This is a genomic window from Wolbachia endosymbiont (group A) of Anoplius nigerrimus (assembly GCF_947251795.1).
In the GTDB taxonomy this organism is placed as follows: Bacteria; Pseudomonadota; Alphaproteobacteria; order Rickettsiales; family Anaplasmataceae; genus Wolbachia.
Genome location: NZ_OX366385.1, coordinates 258,180 through 278,725, shown reverse-complemented (window position 1 = coordinate 278,725; position 20,546 = coordinate 258,180). Strand labels below are relative to the sequence as shown.

Annotated in this window: 10 protein-coding genes and 1 pseudogene; 7 read left to right on the top strand and 4 right to left on the bottom strand. The window is 35.7% G+C overall.

Annotated features, from left to right (window positions below):
* The first annotated feature begins 1 nt into the window (after position 1).
* Genes rplA through OPR26_RS01475 form a run of 4 tightly spaced genes read left to right on the top strand, consistent with a single transcriptional unit; the run spans position 2 to position 10,186 of the window.
* The gene (gene rplA, locus OPR26_RS01490) at positions 2-655 is read left to right on the top strand and encodes a 50S ribosomal protein L1 (protein WP_182183217.1); all 654 of its coding nucleotides are present in this window, start codon (positions 2-4) and stop codon (positions 653-655) included.
* A gap of 12 nt (positions 656-667) precedes the next feature.
* On the top strand, positions 668-1,186 hold the full coding sequence (gene rplJ / locus OPR26_RS01485; RefSeq protein WP_265016033.1) for a 50S ribosomal protein L10: 519 nt from the start codon (positions 668-670) through the stop codon (positions 1,184-1,186).
* A 26-nt stretch (positions 1,187-1,212) separates the two neighbouring features.
* On the top strand, positions 1,213-1,614 hold the full coding sequence (gene rplL / locus OPR26_RS01480) for a 50S ribosomal protein L7/L12 (protein ID WP_253307301.1): 402 nt from the start codon (positions 1,213-1,215) through the stop codon (positions 1,612-1,614).
* 58 nt (positions 1,615-1,672) lie between these two features.
* A complete protein-coding gene (locus OPR26_RS01475) occupies positions 1,673-10,186 on the top strand; it encodes a DNA-directed RNA polymerase subunit beta/beta' (RefSeq protein ID WP_265016032.1) in 8,514 nt (2,837 codons plus the stop codon).
* A 6-nt stretch (positions 10,187-10,192) separates the two neighbouring features.
* Here the strand turns inward: OPR26_RS01475 and dusB are convergent, their stop codons facing one another.
* Positions 10,193-11,155 carry a tRNA dihydrouridine synthase DusB gene (gene dusB / locus OPR26_RS01470; RefSeq protein ID WP_265016031.1) on the bottom strand — a complete coding sequence of 321 codons (963 nt, stop codon included), beginning with the start codon at positions 11,153-11,155 and terminating at the stop codon, positions 10,193-10,195.
* A gap of 5 nt (positions 11,156-11,160) precedes the next feature.
* Complete coding sequence (locus OPR26_RS01465; protein WP_406827529.1) at positions 11,161-12,627, bottom strand: hypothetical protein; 1,467 nt, start codon at positions 12,625-12,627, stop codon at positions 11,161-11,163.
* A gap of 103 nt (positions 12,628-12,730) precedes the next feature.
* On the opposite strand from OPR26_RS01465, the gene serS reads away from it, so the two are divergent.
* Both serS and purD read left to right on the top strand, forming a co-directional pair.
* Complete coding sequence (gene serS / locus OPR26_RS01460) at positions 12,731-14,008, top strand: serine--tRNA ligase (protein WP_265016260.1); 1,278 nt, start codon at positions 12,731-12,733, stop codon at positions 14,006-14,008.
* A gap of 34 nt (positions 14,009-14,042) precedes the next feature.
* Complete coding sequence (gene purD / locus OPR26_RS01455) at positions 14,043-15,314, top strand: phosphoribosylamine--glycine ligase (RefSeq protein ID WP_265016030.1); 1,272 nt, start codon at positions 14,043-14,045, stop codon at positions 15,312-15,314.
* Positions 15,315-15,987: 673 nt separating this feature from the next.
* Here the strand turns inward: purD and OPR26_RS07455 are convergent.
* Both OPR26_RS07455 and OPR26_RS01440 read right to left on the bottom strand, forming a co-directional pair.
* Positions 15,988-16,877: pseudogene (locus tag OPR26_RS07455) on the bottom strand (IS5 family transposase).
* A gap of 669 nt (positions 16,878-17,546) precedes the next feature.
* Positions 17,547-19,568 (bottom strand): ATP-dependent DNA helicase RecG, encoded by a 2,022-nt coding sequence (locus OPR26_RS01440; protein ID WP_265016029.1) that lies wholly within the window; start codon positions 19,566-19,568, stop codon positions 17,547-17,549.
* Positions 19,569-19,747: 179 nt separating this feature from the next.
* Here OPR26_RS01440 and OPR26_RS01435 point away from each other — a divergent pair, with 179 nt between their 5' ends.
* A complete protein-coding gene (locus tag OPR26_RS01435; protein WP_265016028.1) occupies positions 19,748-20,545 on the top strand; it encodes a hypothetical protein in 798 nt (265 codons plus the stop codon).
* Position 20,546 lies beyond the last annotated feature (1 nt).

The window sequence follows — 20,546 nt, the reverse complement described above, 5'->3', positions numbered from 1 at the left end:
AATGAATACATATAATGATAATCCTAAGCAGTGTTTGAAGAAGATTATTGAGTCTGCTTCAGCAAAATTTAATGAATCAGTTGATATTGCAGTCAATTTAGGCGTAGATTCACGTAAATCTGAAGAGCAGGTGCGTGGTACAGTAGTTTTGCCTAAAGGTATCGGGAAGAATATTAAAGTAGCTGTTTTCGCTCAAGATAAACATTTATTAGAAGCTGAAAAAGCTGGTGCTGATATTGCAGGAGGAGAGGATTTAGTTGAAGAAATAAAAAAAGGTAGAAAATTAGATGTTGATTGGTGCATTACTACTCCTGATTTTATGGCAAAAATCACTCCTATTGCAAAAGTATTGGGTGCTAAAGGGCTGATGCCTAACCCTAAATTTGGTACTGTGACTTCTAACATTGCAGAAGCTATTAAAACCATTAAGTCTGGTCAGATAAAATTTAGAACAGATAAAAATGGTGTTATTCATGGTAAATTAGGAAATATTAAATTTGATATTGATGACTTGCTAGAAAATTTAAAAGCCTTTCTTAAAGTAATTAAAGATAATAAACCTATTTCTGCGAAAGGAATTTATTTTAAGGGTGTTTTTTTAAATTCAACTATGGGCGAAGCTTATAAGATAAGCAAAGTGGAAGATATAATTTAAGGGAGTGATACCGTGAAGCGTAAAAATAAGGATGAATTTATACAGAGCACAACAAACGTATTTGTAAATAATGATTTCTTGATATTAGTAAATTTTAAATCTATAAATGCTAATGATTCATTAACTCTGAGGAATAGCCTGAAGTCTATAGCAGGTGGGGTACTAGTAGTTAAAAACACTCTAGCGCGCTTGGCTTTGGAAAGGACCGGTAAATTTTCTTATTTATCAGGCAAATTTTCTGGTTCTGTTGCTATTATATACTCTAGTGGCATAGTAGAAGCTGCAAAGTTAATAGTTGATTTTATTAATGCTAACAAAGAAAAAATGTCTGTGATTTGCGCGGCTCATATAAATGAATTGTTAACAGTGGAAGATGTTAATAAACTGGCTAAGTTGCCTTCTCTGGATGAATTGCGTGTTAAAATTATGCGTTTAATATCTTATGATATTCCTGCTCGATTGGCGTTGTCTATTAATTCATCTTCTATGAGGCTTATGAGAGTTTTGGATTATTATAGTTCTAAAAAATAAATTTGTTGTTAAGTAAGGTAGTAATTATGAGTAATGTAACAAGTGATTTGGTTGATAAAATATTATCTTTAAACTTATTAGAGGCTTCTGAACTTGTAAAAGTTCTAGAAGAGAAAATAGGGTTACCTGCTGGTTCTTTTCTTGGTGGGGCTGTTGGTGCCGGGGCGCCTATTAGTGATAATGCTGCTGCTCCTGCTGCTCAAGAAAAAGCTGAGTATAAAGTTGTGATTAAAGAAATTGATGCGAGTAAAAAAATAGGAGTTATTAAAGCTGTGAGAGAAGTTAATTCTACATTGGGTTTAAAAGAAGCAAAAGAGTTGGTTGAATCTTTACCTAAAGATTTAACTGCCAATGTTCCTAAAGACGAAGCAGAAAAAATCAAGCAAAAACTTATTGAAGCAGGAGCAACTAAAGTGGAGCTTGAATAATATTTAATGTATTAATTTTATATTGATATAGCTCTTTTAATTAGTTTGGGGTATTTTAATGGTTGATTCTTCTTATATGTACGCTTCTGGTGCTTTTGTTCCTAGAGTTTCTTATTCTAGGTCGATTGATTTAAAAGATTCTTTATTGGATTTGGTTAAGGTTCAAAAAGAATCGTATGATTCATTTGCTCCTAAGAATAAGGGTAATGAAAGACTTGAAGTTATCTTTCATACAATCTTTCCAATAAATGATCCTTTGCGTAGGGCTACTATTGAGTTTATAAGTTGTAGGGTAGATGATCCTAAGTATGATGAATCTGAGTGTATAAAGCGTGGTGTAACTTTTTCTGCTCAGGTTATTGCTTCTATACGTCTTGTTGTTATGCAGGATGGTATTTCTCTTGATGAATATAAATCGATTAAAGAGAGTGGAGATCATTCTAAACTTGCAACTGTTGTAAAATCTATAGAAGAGCAGGAAGTCCACTTTTGTGGGTTGCCTATGATGACTGATAAGGGCACTTTCATCATTAATGGTGTGGAAAAAGTTATCGTCTCACAAATGCATAGGTCTCCTGGTGTATTTTTTGATAGCGATAAGGGAAAAACTTACAATTCTGGTAAATTGATCTATTCTGCTAGAATTATTCCTTATAGGGGTTCTTGGCTTGATATTGAATTTGATGTTAAAGACCATTTGTATTTTCGTGTTGATAGAAAAAGAAAATTGCCAATCTCAGTTTTGTTAAAGGCGTTAGGTCTATCAAATAATGATATACTCGATAGATTTTATGAGAAAATAAAGTATGTAAAACATAAAGATGGTTGGAAAGTGCCTTTTGTTCCTGATAAATTTAAAGGAGTGAGGCTGCCTTTCGACTTAATGGATATTGAAGGTAATGTGCTGCTTAAAGCTAACGTTCGTATTACCTCAAGACTAGCTAAAAAGCTATATGATAATGAATTGAAAGAGTATCTGGTTCCTTTTAATTCTATATGTGGTTTATTCCTCGCAGAAGATTTAATGGATAGTGCTAGCTCTACGAAAATTTTATCTGCTGGTGAATCTATAAAGCTGGAAGACATAAAGAAGCTTGAGTTATTGTCTGTGGATGAAATATCAGTATTGAACATAGATAATGTATCTGTTGGACCTTATATATTAAATACGCTTTTCTTAGACGAAAACATGTCTTATCAGGATGCGCTATATGAAATATATAGAGTTTTGCGTCCTGGTGAAGTTCCTGTTTTAGAGATAGTAGAGGAGTTTTTCCGTAATCTTTTCTTCAGTCCGGAATATTATGATTTGTCTAACATTGGTAGGTTGAAGCTTAACTCTTACCTTGGATTAAATTATGGTGAGGATTTAACTGTTTTAACGTATGAAGATATTATTGAAATTGTGAAAAAAATAGTATTGTTACGTGATGGTCAAGGATCTGTAGATGATATTGATCATTTAGGAAACAGAAGAGTAAGATCAGTTGGAGAGTTTATAGAAAATCAATTTAGAGCTGGGTTGTTGAAATTGGAACGCGCAATAGTTGATTCTATGTCCACTTCTAGTTTAGATAAAGTTTCTCCATCTGATTTTATTAATCCAAAAGTGTTAACTAATGTCTTAAGAGATTTCTTCAATTCTTCTCAATTATCTCAATTTATGGATCAGACTAATCCGTTATCTGAAATAACACATAAAAGAAGGTTGTCCGCGTTAGGTCCTGGCGGTTTAACAAGAGAACGGGCAGGATTTGAAGTGCGTGATGTTCATCCAACTCATTATGGAAGAATTTGCCCTATTGAGACTCCTGAAGGGCAAAATATAGGGTTAATCAACAGCTTAGCTATATACGCGCGTATTAATAAATATGGTTTCATTGAAAGTCCTTATAGAAAAGTAGTTAATAGGGTTGTCACTGATCAAATTGAGTATCTGTCTGCCATAGATGAAGGTTTATATTATATAGCTGATACCAGCGCAAAGCTCGATGAAAATAATTGCTTTGTTGATGATATGCTATACTGTAGATATGCTAGTAGTTTCATTATGGTAAGTAGTGATCAGGTGAGTTACATTGACGTATCTCCTAAGCAGGTAATATCAGTTGCGGCTTCCTTGATTCCATTTTTAGAAAATGATGATGCTAATAGAGCATTAATGGGTTCAAATATGCAACGTCAGGCCGTACCTTTATTGAAGCCTACCGCTCCTCTGGTTGCTACTGGTATGGAGTCTTTTGTAGCTTCTGGCTCTGGTGCTGTAGTTTTAGCAAAACGCGATGGCATAGTTGATAGTTCTGATAGTAACTCTATAGTTATACGTGCTTTTGATAAAGAAAGGGTTAACTACTTGGACGTAGATATTTATCATCTAAGGAAATTTCAGCGTTCTAACCATAATACTTGTATTAATCAAAGACCGCTAGTGTGCGTAGGTGATTATGTTAAAAAGGGTGATGTAATAGCTGATGGTCCTGCAATTAACAGTGGTGAGTTGGCGCTTGGTAAAAATTTGCTAGTCGCTTTTATGTCTTGGCAAGGTTATAATTTTGAAGACTCTATTATTATCTCTAGTGAAGTTGTTAAAAAAGATCTCTTTACTTCTATTCATATAGAAGAATTTGACTGTGTTGTACATGATACCCCTTTAGGATCAGAAAAAATAACTCGTGCTATACCTGGTGTTAATGAAGAAAATCTATATCACTTGGATGATAGTGGTATAGTGAAAATTGGTACAAGAGTTGGTCCAGGCTATATTCTGGTAGGTAAAGTTACACCTAAACCTTCTCTTTCATTGCCTCCTGAAACAAAGTTATTAATGACAATTTTTGGTGAAAAGTCATTCGATTGTGCGGATTCCTCTTTATATACATCTCCAGATGTTGAAGGGACAGTAATTGATGTACAAGTCTTTACACGCAGGGGGGTTGAAGAAAATGAAAGGGCATTACTCATCAAACAAAAAGAGGTAAATGCCTTTGAGGAAGAGCGAGATTATATAATCAATGTTACTAGTGAATATTTCTATGATGAACTGAAGAAACTTCTTATTAATTCTGGTTCTCAAGATCGAGAAAAATTTGACTCTATTGAACGTGAGCAATGGTGGGGTATAGGATTAAAAAACCAATCCATTTCTGAGCAAGTTAAGAGCTTAAAAAAAGATTTTGATGAAAAAGTATCACATGCAATAGCACAGTTTAAGCGAAAAGTAGAAAAATTACATGAAGGTTATGACCTGCCTCAAGGTGTGTCGATGTCAGTAAAAGTTTTCATTGCTGTGAAACATAGTCTGCAACCAGGGGATAAAATGGCTGGTAGACATGGGAATAAAGGTGTGATCTCTCGAGTTGTGCCAGTGGAAGATATGCCTTATTTGGAAGATGGTACTCCTGTTGATATTATTCTTAACCCTCTTGGTGTTCCTTCACGAATGAATGTAGGACAAATACTGGAAACGCATGTAGGTTGGGCTTGTAGAAAATTAGGGGAAAAGGTAAGTAATATTCTCGATGAGATCAATAAAATCAAAAGTGCTTTTTGCAAGGGAATTAGGTCCCTTAACGATGATAATTTTACACAATTTGCAGTAGCATACCTTAACAATAAAAAAATTGAAAATATTGATGATGATGAAATAACGGCTTCTGTTTTAAATACACCTAATAAGAATGCACTAAATGACGAGTCGAATGCGTTAGTAGAGAACTATTTGAACTCTTGTAAAAGTTCATACAGTAATTTACGTAACTTCCTGATTGAAGTTTATAGCTATGGCAGTAACGTATCTATCTGTGATGATATTCGTAATATTAGTGATAATAATCTCATTGAATTTGCACGCAAATTACGTGATGGCGTTCCTGTTGCTGCACCTGTATTTGAGGGTCCAAAAGATGAACAAATAGCAAAATTATTTGAACTTGCTGGTTTAGATAACTCTGGACAAGCTGTATTATATGACGGTTGCACTGGTGAAAAATTCGACCGCAAGGTTACAGTTGGTTACATGTACATGCTTAAGTTGCACCACTTGGTTGATGGTAAAATTCATGCGCGTTCAGTAGGGCCTTATAGTTTGGTTACTCAACAACCTCTAGGAGGAAAATCTCATTTTGGTGGTCAGCGTTTTGGTGAAATGGAATGTTGGGCATTACAAGCCTATGGTGCTGCTTATACTTTGCAGGAAATGTTAACTGTGAAGTCTGATGATATTAATGGTAGAGTTAAGATTTACGAATCGATAATAAAAGGTGACAGTAATTTTGAATGTGGAATTCCTGAATCCTTTAATGTGATGATAAAAGAACTACGTTCTTTATGTTTAAATGTAGATTTAAAGCAAAATGATGTAGTGATTGAAGATATATCTCACACTAACATTGCACAACCTTTTAATGAGGTTAGCATATCGATTGCTAGCCCTGAAAGTATTAAGCGTATATCTTGTGGTGAGATAGAAGATGTTTCAACTGCAAATTATCGTACGTTCAAAGTTGAGAAAGGTGGATTATTTTGTCCTAAGGTTTTTGGCCCTGTCAATGACGATGAATGTTTATGTGGAAAATACAAAAAAAGAAGACACAGAGGTCGCATATGCGAAAAATGCGGAGTAGAAGTTACATCTTCTAAAGTAAGAAGAGAAAGGATGGGTCATATAGAGCTTGCATCTCCTGTTGCTCATATATGGTTTTTGAAATCGCTTCCTTCAAGAATTGGAGCATTATTGGATATGTCTCTCAGAGATATTGAGAATATTTTATATAGCGATAATTATATCGTAATAGATCCTCTTGTTTCGCCTTTTGAAAAAGGTGAGATTATTAGTGAAAAAGCTTATAATGAAGCTAAAGATAGCTATGGGATCGATAGTTTTGTAGCTATGCAAGGTGTTGAAGCTATAAGAGAGTTGCTAACGCGCCTTGATTTACATGAAATTAGGAAGGATTTAAGACTAGAATTAGAATCTGTTGCTTCTGAGATAAGAAGAAAGAAAATTATAAAGAGATTGCGTATTGTTGAAAACTTCATTAAATCTGGAAATAGGCCTGAGTGGATGATACTTACAACTATACCTATTTTACCACCTGATTTGCGTCCTTTGGTATCGCTTGAGAGTGGTCGTCCTGCAGTTTCTGATCTGAATCATCATTATAGGACTATTATTAATAGAAATAACAGGTTGAGGAAATTGTTGAGCTTAAATCCTCCTGAGATTATGATTCGTAATGAAAAAAGGATGTTACAAGAAGCAGTTGATTCTCTTTTTGATAATAGTCGTCGTAATACTTTGGTAAATAAAGCTGGTGCTGTTGGATATAAAAAGTCCATTAGTGATATGTTAAAAGGAAAACAGGGTCGTTTTCGCCAGAACCTCTTAGGAAAAAGGGTAGACTACTCTGGACGTTCTGTAATAGTTGTTGGTCCAACTTTGAAACTAAATCAGTGTGGATTACCAAAAAGAATGGCTCTTGAACTATTCAAACCTTTTGTTTACTCAAAGCTTAAGATGTATGGTATGGCTCCAACTATTAAGTTTGCTAGTAAGTTGATAAGAGCAGAAAAACCAGAAGTTTGGGATATGCTTGAAGAGGTAATAAAAGAGCATCCTGTTTTGTTGAATAGAGCGCCTACGCTACATAGACTTGGTATTCAGGCTTTTGAGCCAATCCTTATTGAAGGCAAAGCAATACAGCTTCATCCGCTTGTCTGTACGGCGTTTAATGCTGATTTTGATGGTGATCAAATGGCAGTGCATGTGCCAATTTCATTGGAAGCTCAGCTTGAAGCTAGGGTGTTGATGATGTCCACTAATAACGTTTTAAGTCCTTCTAATGGCAGACCGATTATAGTTCCTAGTAAAGATATAGTACTTGGTATATATTATCTGACTTTACAAGAACCTAAGGAAGATAATTTACCATCTTTTGGTGCTTTTTGTGAAGTTGAGCATTCCTTGAGTGATGGTACTTTACATATTCATTCTAGTATAAAGTATAGGATGGAGTATATTAATAGCAGCGGTGAAACTCACTATAAAACTGTTTGTACAACTCCTGGCCGTTTAATATTATGGCAGATTTTTCCTAAGCATGAGAATCTAAGCTTCGATCTAATAAATCAGATATTAGCAGTCAAGGAAATAACTGGTATAGTTGATTTGGTATATCGTAACTGTGGTCAAAGTGCTACAGTGGCATTTTCTGATAAATTAATGGTACTTGGCTTTGAGTATGCCACATTTTCTGGTGTCTCTTTTGGTCGTTGTGATATGGTTATACCTGAAACTAAAGCTACACATGTTGATCACGCGAGGGGTGAAATTAAGAAATTCTCTATGCAATATCAAGATGGGCTAATAACTAGAAGTGAGAGGTATAACAAGGTTATAGATGAATGGTCTAAGTGTACGGATATGATAGCTAATGATATGTTAAAAGCAATATCTATATATGATGGAAATAGTAAGTACAACTCAGTGTATATGATGGTTAACTCTGGTGCAAGGGGTTCTACTTCGCAGATGAAACAGCTAGCAGGAATGCGAGGGCTCATGACCAAACCTTCTGGTGAGATTATAGAAACACCTATAATTTCTAATTTCCGTGAAGGATTGAACGTATTTGAATACTTTAATTCTACTCACGGTGCGCGTAAAGGTTTAGCTGACACTGCACTTAAAACTGCAAACTCTGGATACTTAACTCGTCGTTTAGTTGATGTATCTCAAAATTGCATAGTTACAAAGCATGACTGTAAAACAAAAAATGGTCTTGTTGTGAGAGCTACAGTTGAAGGAAGTACTATAGTTGCATCTCTAGAGAGTGTTGTGCTGGGTAGAACAGCTGCAAATGGTATATATAACCCAGTGACAAAAGAATTATTAGTAAAAGCAGGGGAATTAATTGATGAGGATAAAGTAAAGCAAATCAGCATTGCAGGTCTTGATGCTGTAAAAATTAGATCGCCTTTAACTTGTGAAATAAGTCCTGGTGTATGTTCTTTGTGTTATGGAAGAGACCTTGCAACTGGTAAAATTGTTTCAATAGGTGAAGCAGTTGGTGTTATAGCTGCTCAATCTGTTGGAGAGCCAGGTACTCAGTTAACGATGCGTACTTTCCATATAGGTGGAGTAATGACTAGAGGCGTTGAATCCTCGAATATTATGGCTTCTATTAGTGCTAAAATAAAGTTAAACAATAGTAATATAATTATAGATAGAAACGGAAATAAAATTGTGATAAGCCGTTCCTGTGAAGTCGTGTTGGTTGATAGCCTTGGTAGTGAGAAGTTGAAGCATAGTGTACCTTACGGTGCTAAGCTTTATGTGGATGAGGGTGGGTCAGTAAAAATTGGCGATAAAGTTGCGGAATGGGACCCTTATACATTGCCTATTATCACGGAGAAGACTGGTACAGTGTCTTATCAGGACTTAAAAGATGGAATTTCGATCACTGAAGTGATGGATGAATCTACAGGAATATCAAGCAAAGTAGTAAAAGACTGGAAATTGCATTCTGGTGGAGCTAGTTTACGTCCTCGTATTGTGCTGCTTGACGATAATGGTGAAGTAATGACACTCGCAAGTGGCGTTGAAGCATGTTATTTTATACCAATTGGTGCAGTGCTCAATGTACAAAATGGCCAGAAGGTTCATGCAGGTGATGTTATTACAAGAACACCAAGAGAGTCAGTTAAAACTCGTGATATTACTGGTGGTTTACCGAGGGTTATAGAGTTATTTGAAGCACGTCGTCCTAAAGAGCATGCTATTGTTAGTGAGATAGATGGCTATGTAGCGTTTTCTGAAAAAGACCGTAGAGGAAAACGCAGTATATTAATTAAACCTGTAGATGAACAAATTTCTCCAGTTGAATATTTGGTATCAAGAAGTAAGCATGTAATAGTCAATGAAGGTGATTTTGTACGTAAAGGTGATTTATTGATGGATGGTGACCCTGATCTCCATGATATTTTACGTGTGCTTGGATTAGAAGCTTTAGCACACTATATGATTTCTGAAATACAGCAAGTTTATAGATTGCAGGGTGTTCGTATAGACAACAAGCATTTAGAGGTGATCTTAAAACAAATGCTACAAAAAGTGGAAATTACTGATCCTGGTGATACTATGTACTTGGTTGGCGAAAGCATTGACAAGCTGGAAGTTGATAGGGAAAATGATGCTATGAGTAACTCTGGCAAACGGCCTGCTCATTATCTTCCTATTCTGCAGGGGATTACTAGGGCAAGTCTTGAAACTAGCTCCTTTATTTCTGCTGCCTCTTTCCAAGAGACAACAAAAGTACTTACAGAAGCAGCATTCTGCGGGAAGAGTGATCCTTTAAGTGGATTAAAAGAAAATGTTATAGTAGGAAGATTAATTCCTGCTGGTACAGGTTTGATTATGAATAAGATCAGAGCACTTTCACTTTGTGATAATGTAGATAAATATGAAAAATATTTTGATATTGAAACTTATGACGAGAAATGGTTGATGGATAATGGTTGTCATTTACACTCTGGTGAGGAAGAGAGCGTAGTGGCATATGATCAGTCGAATTGAGTACAGCTAGTGTGTCTCTTGACCAAAAAAGCCAACAATATTTTCTTTCACTTCTGTGCTATCTGTCATGTTATTTACTCTCACACGAAATTCAGATGAGCTTTGAAGCCCGCTACTGTACCAACTTATGTGTTTGCGGGCCATCTTTATTCCTGTGTCATTTCCATAGTACTCAAGAATATTGTCGTAATGCTCGAGTATGATGCTTAATCTCTCTGAAGCTGTTGGCTCAGAAGTTTCACTTCCACTGAGAAAGTTCATTGCTTGATTAATCAGCCAAGGTTTACCGTAGGCACCACGACCTATCATCACTCCGTCTGCTCCAGATTCTTTGAGAGCATTCTGAATATCATTTAAATTTTTAATATCGCCATTTACTATAACTGGAATTTTCACTTGCTCTTTAACATTTCTAACGAATTTCCAATCTGCTTGACCGTTATAGAGCTGTGCTCTTGTCCTTCCATGCACAGTAATCATTTTTGCTCCTAAATCCTCGGCAATTTTCGCAAGTCTCGGTGCATTGCGATTTTCATCGTTCCATCCAGTGCGCATTTTCACCGTAACTGGCACATTCACTGCTTTGACTACGGCCTCAATTATCTCAGCGGCTTTTTTCTCATCACGCATTAGTGCTGATCCTGCATAACCGTTTACAACTTTTTTAACAGGGCAACCAAAGTTTATGTCTATAATTTTTGCACCCATATCCTCATTTAGTTTTGCAGCCTCTGCCATTACATCCGGCTCGCATCCAGCAAGCTGAACAGCAGTTAGCTCATCAACTTTTGCTTTTTGTAGACTCTGGCGAGTTTGCATGATCATGGCTCTGCTTGCAATCATCTCTGAAACCAACAAACTTGCACCTAGCTTCTTTACAATACTTCTAAACGGATAATCAGTCACTCCAGACATTGGAGCCAAAATAACTGAAGAATCAATCGTCAAACTTCCTATTTGCAGGGGCATAGAATTTACGGATTATTAAAACCGAGTGCATTCACACATGCTGCTGCAGCACCTTGTAGAGCCGAATTTGCTTTTTCCATAAGAGAAGGCTCTGCCTCTACTACCTTAGCTCTCTCGTAATGACCAGGATTTAAGTATATTGTTTCTTGTTCCTTATTGCCCCATAATTCGTCGTTTAGTCTATAACTTTCACGATCAAATACTTGATTTAGCTCATCATTATTTATCATTGCTGGATTTGGCTTAAATGCTGTGTGCACATCGTTATTATTGTTTTTATAATGAACATCAATTTCAATGTTAGCTAAAGAAGCTAAAATAGGAATTTCTTCGATAAAAACACAATAGGATCCACGTATTGCTTCTCGGTAAGCCTTATAAACGCTTTTGTCATTAATAAATGAATCTTTTATAACTTTAGGGTCATATGTATTAGCATACTCCTCGTTGCTAAGATTGAGAATCAACACCAATGCACAAGACTCCATGTCTTCCTGAATCTCATTGTACAAGTTTTCTTTATTATTAAGCAAATCTTGAATACTAGGTATAGGTTTTTGATTATCTGGGCATCTATTATTACGCTGATTAATAGCTTCTTTTATTATTATATATACTGTATTTCTAAATATATCATGACAATAAAACTTTCTCACAATTTTGTTTTTTAACTCTTCACTCTTACTATCAGCTTCCTCGATTTTCTTATTCATTTGTTCAGCTAATCCTTTTATTTTATCGGACTTGCCAGTTAAATCTCCTGGCTTATTTAAGAACATATTAAAAACCTTCTCTAGCTGCTCTCTTAAAGGGGCTGGCATACTCAGATCATCCAAAGATTCAAATCGACTTAAAAATTTGTGCCACTCTAATCTCATTTCTTGTGCTTTTTCAGCCCTATATGTGCCAGAATTATTTTGACCAAATACAGAATGGAAAAAGCAATTATTTCCAGCTCCCGCAGTATTATATGTAACAATTTTTGAATTCATATCCAAAGAAGCATTAGAGTTTCTACGACTTCTATTTTCTGGGCTTTCTGTGCCATCTGGTACAACACCACTATCCCTATCCGGAGTTTTTGGCCTTCCTTGATTTTCTTCAGGTTGTTCTCGCTCAGGAGATTTTTCTTCACTCTTTTCCCCCTTTGAAGCTCTTTTTCCGTTAATATAGTTCTTTGCTAAGTGAAATAAAGGTTCAACAACCATTTTGTATGCTGCTGTAAGAACTACTCCCATTATAATCCAAATCACAGGATGAGAAATTAGCATAGCAAGTGGAAAGGTCAATAGAGGGAATCCTATTATCAACCCCAAACAGCCAACAGCAAATGTGGCTGCTAGGCATACACAAGTAGCGTAGATAACGAATTTCCCACCAGCAAAGTAAGTGCTCTCTTTAAATTGATTATATTTTTTTGTGATGCCCAACATACTATATCCTATGAATGCTAAGTTAATTAATTTTAACAAATTCTAACAAAAAAATCAACCATAATAATTTTAGTAGTATGAGAAAATATTGAATATTAAGAGCTTTTGGAGTACAGTAACAATGTTAGTAATAGCACAATATATGCACGATATAGAATATATACGCAAAAACCCTGAAGGATTTGAAAAGGCAATGAAAAGCAGGGGAATTAGAGAATCTACTGCGGAAGAGATATTAGAAATCGATCACGAGAAAAGGTCATTAACCACTAAATTGCAAGATTTAAATAGGCAGCGCAATGAAATCACAGAGGAAATAAAAAAGCTTAAAATGAGCAAAAGCCCCTGTGAAGAGCAAATAGAGTTGTCAAAAGACATCACGAGTGAGATAGAGGCAATCAGCTTAAAAGAACAAGCAGAAAAGGATAAGTTAGTGAATGTTTTATCTAACTTGCCAAATATTCCTGCGCAAGATGTGCCAATAGGCGCAGATGAGAACTCTAATTTAGAGGTGAGAAAATATGGAGAAAAAAGACAGTTTGATTTTACAGCAAAATCTCATTATGAACTCGGAGAAAAGTTAGGTTTAATGGACTTCGAACAAGCGGCGAGAATTTCCGGATCAAGATTTGCAATATTAAAAGGGCAGTTGGCTAAGCTTGGACGGGCGCTAATAAATTTTATGCTTGAAATGCATGTTAATGAATTTGGCTATACTGAGGTGTACCACCCGGCTTTGGTGAAAAACGAAGCTATGTATAATGTTGGTCAGCTACCGAAATTTTCTGACGATTCGTATTTAACTACCGACGAATTGAGGTTGATTCCCACAAGTGAAGTGTTTTTAACAAATTTGGTTGCTGATAAAATAGTAGAGGAAAAAGAACTGTCCATTCGTTTTACTGCATATTCAGAGTGTTTTCGTAAAGAAGCAGGCAGCGCAGGGCGAGACACGAGAGGCATGATAAGGCAACACCAATTTGGTAAAGTGGAATTGGTGAGTATTACAACTGAAGACCAATCAAATGATGAACTTGAGCGCATGACGAGTGTTGTTGAAGAGATATTAAAAAAACTAGAATTACCGTATAGAGTAATGCTACTGTGTAGTGGTGATATGGGTTTTGCTGCACAAAGGACTTATGACATAGAGGTATGGTTACCTGAGCAAAATAAATATAGAGAAATATCAAGCTGCTCAAATTGTGGTGCATTTCAAGCAAGAAGGATGAACGCTAAATACTCTTCAGAAACTGATAAAAAGATAAAAAAATATGTTCACACTTTAAACGGCTCAGCTTTAGCTATAGGAAGAACGATTATTGCCATAATGGAGAATTATCAAAATTCTGACGGGTCGATTGCAATACCAAACGTGTTGCAAAAATACATGAGTAATGGTACTGTTATAAGTAAATAATAATTTTGACATATAGAAAAGCGAGGAAATAAAGATGAAGGTTCTGGTTATAGGTTCTGGTGGACGTGAGCATGCTCTACTTTGGGCTCTAAAAAAATCTCCTATCTTGACTGAGTTATATGTCACTCCTGGTCGCCCGGCCATGGAAAATTTGGGAGTTCTTGTAGATGTAAATATTCAAAATTCAGTGGATGTTACACAATTTTGCAAGAGAGAAAATATAGAGTTGGTTGTTATTGGTCCAGAACAACCAATAATTGATGGGCTTGCTGATGATTTAGTTGCAGAGGGAATAAATGTTTTTGCTCCAAGTCAAGCAACTGCAAAACTTGAGGGATCGAAGTCTTTCACCAAGGGGCTATGTAAACGATATGGTATATCAACTGCCAAGTACGAGTGTTTTGTTGATGAAGGGTTAGCTAAAGATTTTGTACGTAGCAATAAAATAAAGTTTCCACTTGTAGTGAAAGCAAATGGAATTGCAGCAGGAAAAGGGGTGGTTATATGTAATACAGAAAGCGAAGCTTTTTCAGCAATAGATTCAATGCTAGTGGAGAAAAAATTTGGTGAATCAGGTGAAGAAATAATCATAGAAGAGTTTTTAATTGGAGAAGAAGTAAGTTTTTTTGCTCTTGTTGATGGGTTGAAAGTAGTAACTCTTGGGTGTGCAAAAGATTATAAGAGAGTTGATGAAAGTAATGAAGGCCAAAATACTGGAGGTATGGGATCGTACTCATCACCTTCAATTGTAAGTAAGGACATGGAGCAAAAAATTATCCAAAAAATAATATATCCTACAATTCAAGCATTGGTTAACATGGGTACACCTTATAAAGGAGTACTCTTTGCTGGTTTAATGATTTGCAGAGATGGCCCAAAACTTCTCGAGTATAACGTTAGATTCGGTGATCCAGAAACGCAATCCATATTGCCTAGATTTGATTCAAATTGCGATTTGTTAAAATTGATGTTGTCAGCTGCAGAAGGAAAGTTAAATGTCAAAATGGTGGAACTTAACAACAAATCTACAGTTTGTGTAGTTGTTGCAAGTAAAGGCTATCCGGGTGATTATCAAAAGGGAGAAATAATTAAGGGATTAGATAAAATTGAAAGCATTCCTGGTATATTGGTATTTCACGCTGGTACTAAATTAGATGAGAGTGGTAACTTAGTTTCAGATGGCGGAAGAGTGCTAAATATAGTAGCAGAAGGGAGCACTATAGAGGAAGCCAAAAGTAAGGTGTACTCAGCATTAAATTTTTTAGAATGGCCAGGGGGCTTCTTCAGATACGATATTGGTAGTTAATGTTAGCTGTCGGTTAGCAGGTAGCCCGCAGAAACGAAAAAACTTGCTTGACAAACCTCGCCAGCCCCCTTATCATGAAACTGAAGCTATTTTATTTAACTTCGCAATCTCTGCAGCAGATTAAAATGACAAGAAAACTTGTATTTGGCGTACTATTGTTTAATTCTTTGCACTATGTGCACCGTATGTCTTTATCAAATTTCTAGGTTTTTACCTATACAAGCTGAAACGCGCTTATAAAGCGTTCAAGACATCACCCAACGTCAAATTTTAAAATAGAGAGTGTAATAACTAGCTACCACGGGTTTTCTTTGCCTTTTTTTCTGCCTAGTAAATTTCTTAAACATTTATAGCTAAGGTTAGTTGCATTTAAAAGCAGCTAAATTGCAGCGTTTAAGACTTAAAAAACGCCAATACTGAAAATAGACAATGACTAGGGTTTCTTTTGCCTTTTTTTTTATTTGGTAAATTCCTTAATATTTATGGCTAAACGACAATCGTCATCCCGCTACGTGTTAGCGGGATCTATGTTAAGGTATGACGGTTAAGTAAGGGATCTATGTTAAGAGATACCGCGGCGGTATGACGGTTAAGTAGGGTGTCATCCGAGTAGCTGACACTGGGATGGCTTTGTTGCATCGCACCTTATACTGGTAGTAATTTACGATAAATATCATGTAGCCATTTCAAATTTAGCCATACCAATTTCAGTAAATTGATTAAGCAAATAGCACTTAATCAGCAATTCTTTTTCGCGATTTACTTCGGATTTATTCCTAAAGCTGAATCCAAATATTTGCTTTAATCTTGAGAAAAACCCTTCAATATAAGATCTTTTCCCATAATTTACTTCTTTTTTCCATTCTTTCACGCCATCTTCACCGTATAATTTTATTAACCTAATAGCAGCATTTCTGTCAGACATATAATCTATTTCTGGATGTTCTGCCGCATTGTTTATTGGTGGAATTTTTGCCTTTATATCATATTCGTTACACAATTTATAAAACTTGTGCCTATCATATGCCCTATCTGCATATAGTGCTTTTATGACATGAACTTCTTTAAGCAAATCGCAAGCTCCATAGTGATCAGACCGTTACTGTATTTTACAGCTATGGCTTTTTTGCAGTTTATATTCAACATTACATGCAATTTTCTTGTCTGTTCATAGCCACTCTGTCAGCGCTATTTTCCTTCAGGGGTATTGTTGTAAATGCTGATACCTGTACTATCTATAGCAATTTCGATGTCTTCCATATTATTTTCTGCAATCATTGATCTTAATATTAAGTTTCTTTTGATGCTTGTGAATAGCTGCAAATCTCTTCCTATTTGTTGCAGATATCCTTTTATAAACCCCACCGTTTGTCTTAAACCAATTCTAAAAAGATTGACAATTATATGCACCAAAATCACAACTTTATCACTGTAAATATAGTTGCCGCCTTGCATTTTTGGACTATTTTCATACCAATTTTCTATGGCTTCATTGATATAATGAAAAATATTTCCTCTTTCCTGGAGAAATTTGTTATATTCATTTTGGTTACTGACTTTCATTTTCTGTGGCATATTTTTTCTTCAACAGTTAAATGGTTATTTATAATGAATTTTGTCAGTAGCCACCAGATTTTTTCGGTTGCTACGCAACAAAGCCATCCCAGTGTCAGCTACTCGGATGACATCATCCTTTTTTTGGGATTCCAGCGTCACGCGCTGACCTCTCTTGGGCTCTCTTAGCCATAAATATTTAAGAAATTTACCAAGTGAAAAAAAAGGCAAAAGAAGCCCCGTGGTTGGCTAATTACTTACATTATACTTTCAAGTATGGCGTTTTTTTATTCTAAACGTTTAATAACCGCGATTCAGCTGCTTTTAAGCCGCAACTAACCTAAATTATAAACATTAAGAAATTTACTAAACAGAAAAAAAGGCAAAAGAAACCCTAGGGTAGCTAGTTATTCACTATCCATTTTTTAAGTTGGCGTTTTTTTATGTTTTAAATGCTTTATAAGCGCATTTTAGCTTATATTAGGTAAAAACCTAGAAGTTTTATAAAGACATAAGGTGCACATAGTGCAAAAAATTAAACATGAGACGCCAGATACGTGAGTTTTTTTGTCATTTAATCTGTACAGAGAAGATAAATAAATAGCTTCATTTTCATGATAAGGGGGCTGGCGAAGGGTGTCAAGCAGCTTTTTCACTTCTGCGGGCTACCTGGTTTTCCTACTGAAATTTTGAAAAATGTAATCTACTTCTATATTCAAATATATCAAGCAGTAATTCAAAATCAGCCATTGCACCTTTTGCGTTATTATACGCGAGGTTGAGCAGCTCTCTGTCCTGATATAAATCAGCAAATTTAAATTCCATACATCCTGATTGTTTTGTGCCTAAAATATCCCCACTGCCTCTTAGCATCATATCCCTTTCAGCAATGTAAAATCCGTCCTGTGACTCACACATGATCTTTAACTTTGAAGATGAGCTTTTACTTAAATTATCGTATAATAATACACAAAAAGATGGCTTGTTTCCTCGCCCTACTCTGCCTCTTAACTGATGCAATTGCGATAACCCAAATTGCTCTGCATTTTCTATAATCATAATGGTTGCATCTGGCACATCTATACCAACTTCTATCACAGTGGTTGCAACAAGCAGAGAAAATTCATTTCTTTTGAAGGAAAACATAACTTGATCTTTCTGCTCCTGAGTCAATTTTCCATGTATTATACTAACTTTATCAAGAAATGTTTTTTGTAATTCTTGAAAACGCATCTCTGCTGCAGCAATATTGGTCTCTTCGTTTTCTTCTATATATGGACAAATCCAATATGCTTTTTCGCCCCTGTTTATAGCACCTTTTAGCTTTTCAATAACATCTGGCACCCTACTAATGTTCATAGTTACAGTTTTTATTGGCAATCTGGATTTTGGTTTTTCTTTCAAAATTGAACATTCAACGTCACCATACATAGCTTGCTGCAAGGTTCTTGGAATGGGAGTTGCAGTAACGAAAAGTATATCGGCATTTTCTCCTTTTCCTACCAAGCGATTTCTCTGCATCACTCCAAATCGCTGTTGTTCGTCTATGACTGCAAGCCCTAAATTTTTAAATATAACGTTAGCTTGAAATAACGCGTGGGTGCCAATTACTATATTTAAAATACCACTTGCAAGTTCGTTCATGATAATTTTTCTTTCCTTGCGCGAAGTTTTACCAGTAAGCAGAGCAACTTTTATATCGGTACAGGATAAAACTTCCTCAATCCAATTATAATGTTGCTCCGCCAAGATAGTAGTCGGTGCCATTAGAGCTGCCTGCATGTTGTTTTCTACCATATTTAGCATCGTAAAAAGTGCAACTACGGTTTTGCCACTACCAACATCACCTTGCAGCAAGCTTATCATGCGATACTTGGATTTTTGCCTCTCTGAAATTTCATCTATTGCACGAATTTGATCGTTTGTTAATTGAAACGATAATTCATTTAAAACTTGCTCTTTATATTTACTCAATACTATAAATTCTCTTCCCCTTTCTTTTACATGATTCTCTCTTGCAAGTTTCAGTGCTAGCTGATACGCAAACAATTCATCATAAGCAAGCCTTTTTCTACAAACCTCGGCTTCCGCCAATGAGCTTGGCCTGTGCAACTTTATGATGCTTTCCCTCCAACTTAGCCATTTTTTTTGCTTGATTAATGTATCATCTATCCACTCTGGCAAATCAGGCAATTCTTTCAGGTTAGAGCTTATTATGTTTCCAATGCTCTTATTGGTAATGCCACGGCATAATTGGTAGACTGGCTCTATGCAAGCTATTTCTTTAAATTGGTTGATGTCAAGCGACACGTAATCTGGATGAGTAATTTGCCAATGTTCAGCAAACTTTTCGAGCTTGCCACTGATGATTACAGAAGCTCCAGTTGGAAATAGTTTATATAAATACTTAACTGAGTAATTAAAAAAGACTATGAACATATACTGACTCTCACTTTCAACGACTATTTTATATGGTCTACCTCTAAAAGTAGGCGGCTGATGTTCATAAACTTTTGCCATGAAAGTTGTAAGTTCTCCAACTTGAGCATCAAGTAGTGACTTACTTCTATCCACATAACTGAGCGGCCTATAAAATAGCAGGTCCACCACTTTGTCCCCACCACAAAGTTTAGGCAATATTGCGGAATGGAACTTAGGTATATTCTCTAGCTTGCTATTTAGAAAAATCTGATTGCTCATTGAGATTCATACATGTGTAAAACTGTTATAGAGCCTTTTTAAAATCTTGTCACCTTATGGTCAAGCCATGCACTGTTTGCTATCATAGAACTTGCGTGTATATAAAATATTTTTATTGACTTATTAATTATTTTTATGTACTATTATACTATTAGTAATTCATATACAGGGTATTAACAATGAATAGCTTTATACCACAAGAAAAGGAAAATCCAATAGTTACACTAAAAGCTCAAGCAGAAAAGTTTGGTTTTAGCAGGTTGAGGGCTGGTAAAGATAATGCTGAAGCGAATTCTGGTGCAACTATGTACGTAGATCTTCCAAGAATGAAACTTGTTATTCAGAACAAAGTTATAACAAAAGAGCTTGTTGATGAATTATATAATAAACATACCAACCTCATTTCAAATGACAAAAATAAGTACCGCCAATTTGTAAAACAAGTTTTTACAGAGCTATTTGAATATGCTGAAGCAGAAGTTCCAAATGATTCTATTCTAGAAGAACTAATCACTAATTGTAACCAGGCTGCTTATGTGGGTGCATTGTATGGTAAAGGAGGACCTATCCTTCATTTAGCTGAAACATATGGGTTATTGTTTCAGTCTAATCATGTAACACATATTAATTGTAGTGATCCAAGTCATGCGGCAATCAGAATTGAAGAAAAAATTGCAGTTCGCACTTTTGCAGAACTGGAAGAAGAATTATGTAAATTGGATAGCTCGCTAGAATTCACACTTAAGTCTCAAGGTGACAAAGATGTAACATATGAAGATGGTAAATTGTCGCTCACTGTTCCTCGAAAATTGAGAGATTACAAAATTGATGGCAGAAATTTATTTGATGTCATTAAGGAGTATTTTTACGAATTCTGCGAGAAGCTAGGATTTAAGTTGAAAATAGAGCATGACTTGGATAAGCAACTGAAAGTGAACAGTGTAGAGTCACTTACCCACGATAAGGGTAGGACTTAGC

Bases quoted from the DNA above. Each gene is read 5' to 3' on its own strand.
- OPR26_RS01435 (WP_265016028.1), top strand. From the start codon at position 19,748: ATGAATAGCTTTATACCACAAGAAAAGGAAAATCCAATAGTTACACTA.
- rplL (WP_253307301.1), top strand. From the start codon at position 1,213: ATGAGTAATGTAACAAGTGATTTGGTTGATAAAATATTATCTTTAAAC.
- rplA (WP_182183217.1), top strand. From the start codon at position 2: ATGAATACATATAATGATAATCCTAAGCAGTGTTTGAAGAAGATTATT.
- purD (WP_265016030.1), top strand. From the start codon at position 14,043: ATGAAGGTTCTGGTTATAGGTTCTGGTGGACGTGAGCATGCTCTACTT.
- OPR26_RS01475 (WP_265016032.1), top strand. From the start codon at position 1,673: ATGGTTGATTCTTCTTATATGTACGCTTCTGGTGCTTTTGTTCCTAGA.
- dusB (WP_265016031.1), bottom strand. From the start codon at position 11,155: ATGCCCCTGCAAATAGGAAGTTTGACGATTGATTCTTCAGTTATTTTG.
- OPR26_RS01440 (WP_265016029.1), bottom strand. From the start codon at position 19,568: ATGAGCAATCAGATTTTTCTAAATAGCAAGCTAGAGAATATACCTAAG.
- serS (WP_265016260.1), top strand. From the start codon at position 12,731: ATGCACGATATAGAATATATACGCAAAAACCCTGAAGGATTTGAAAAG.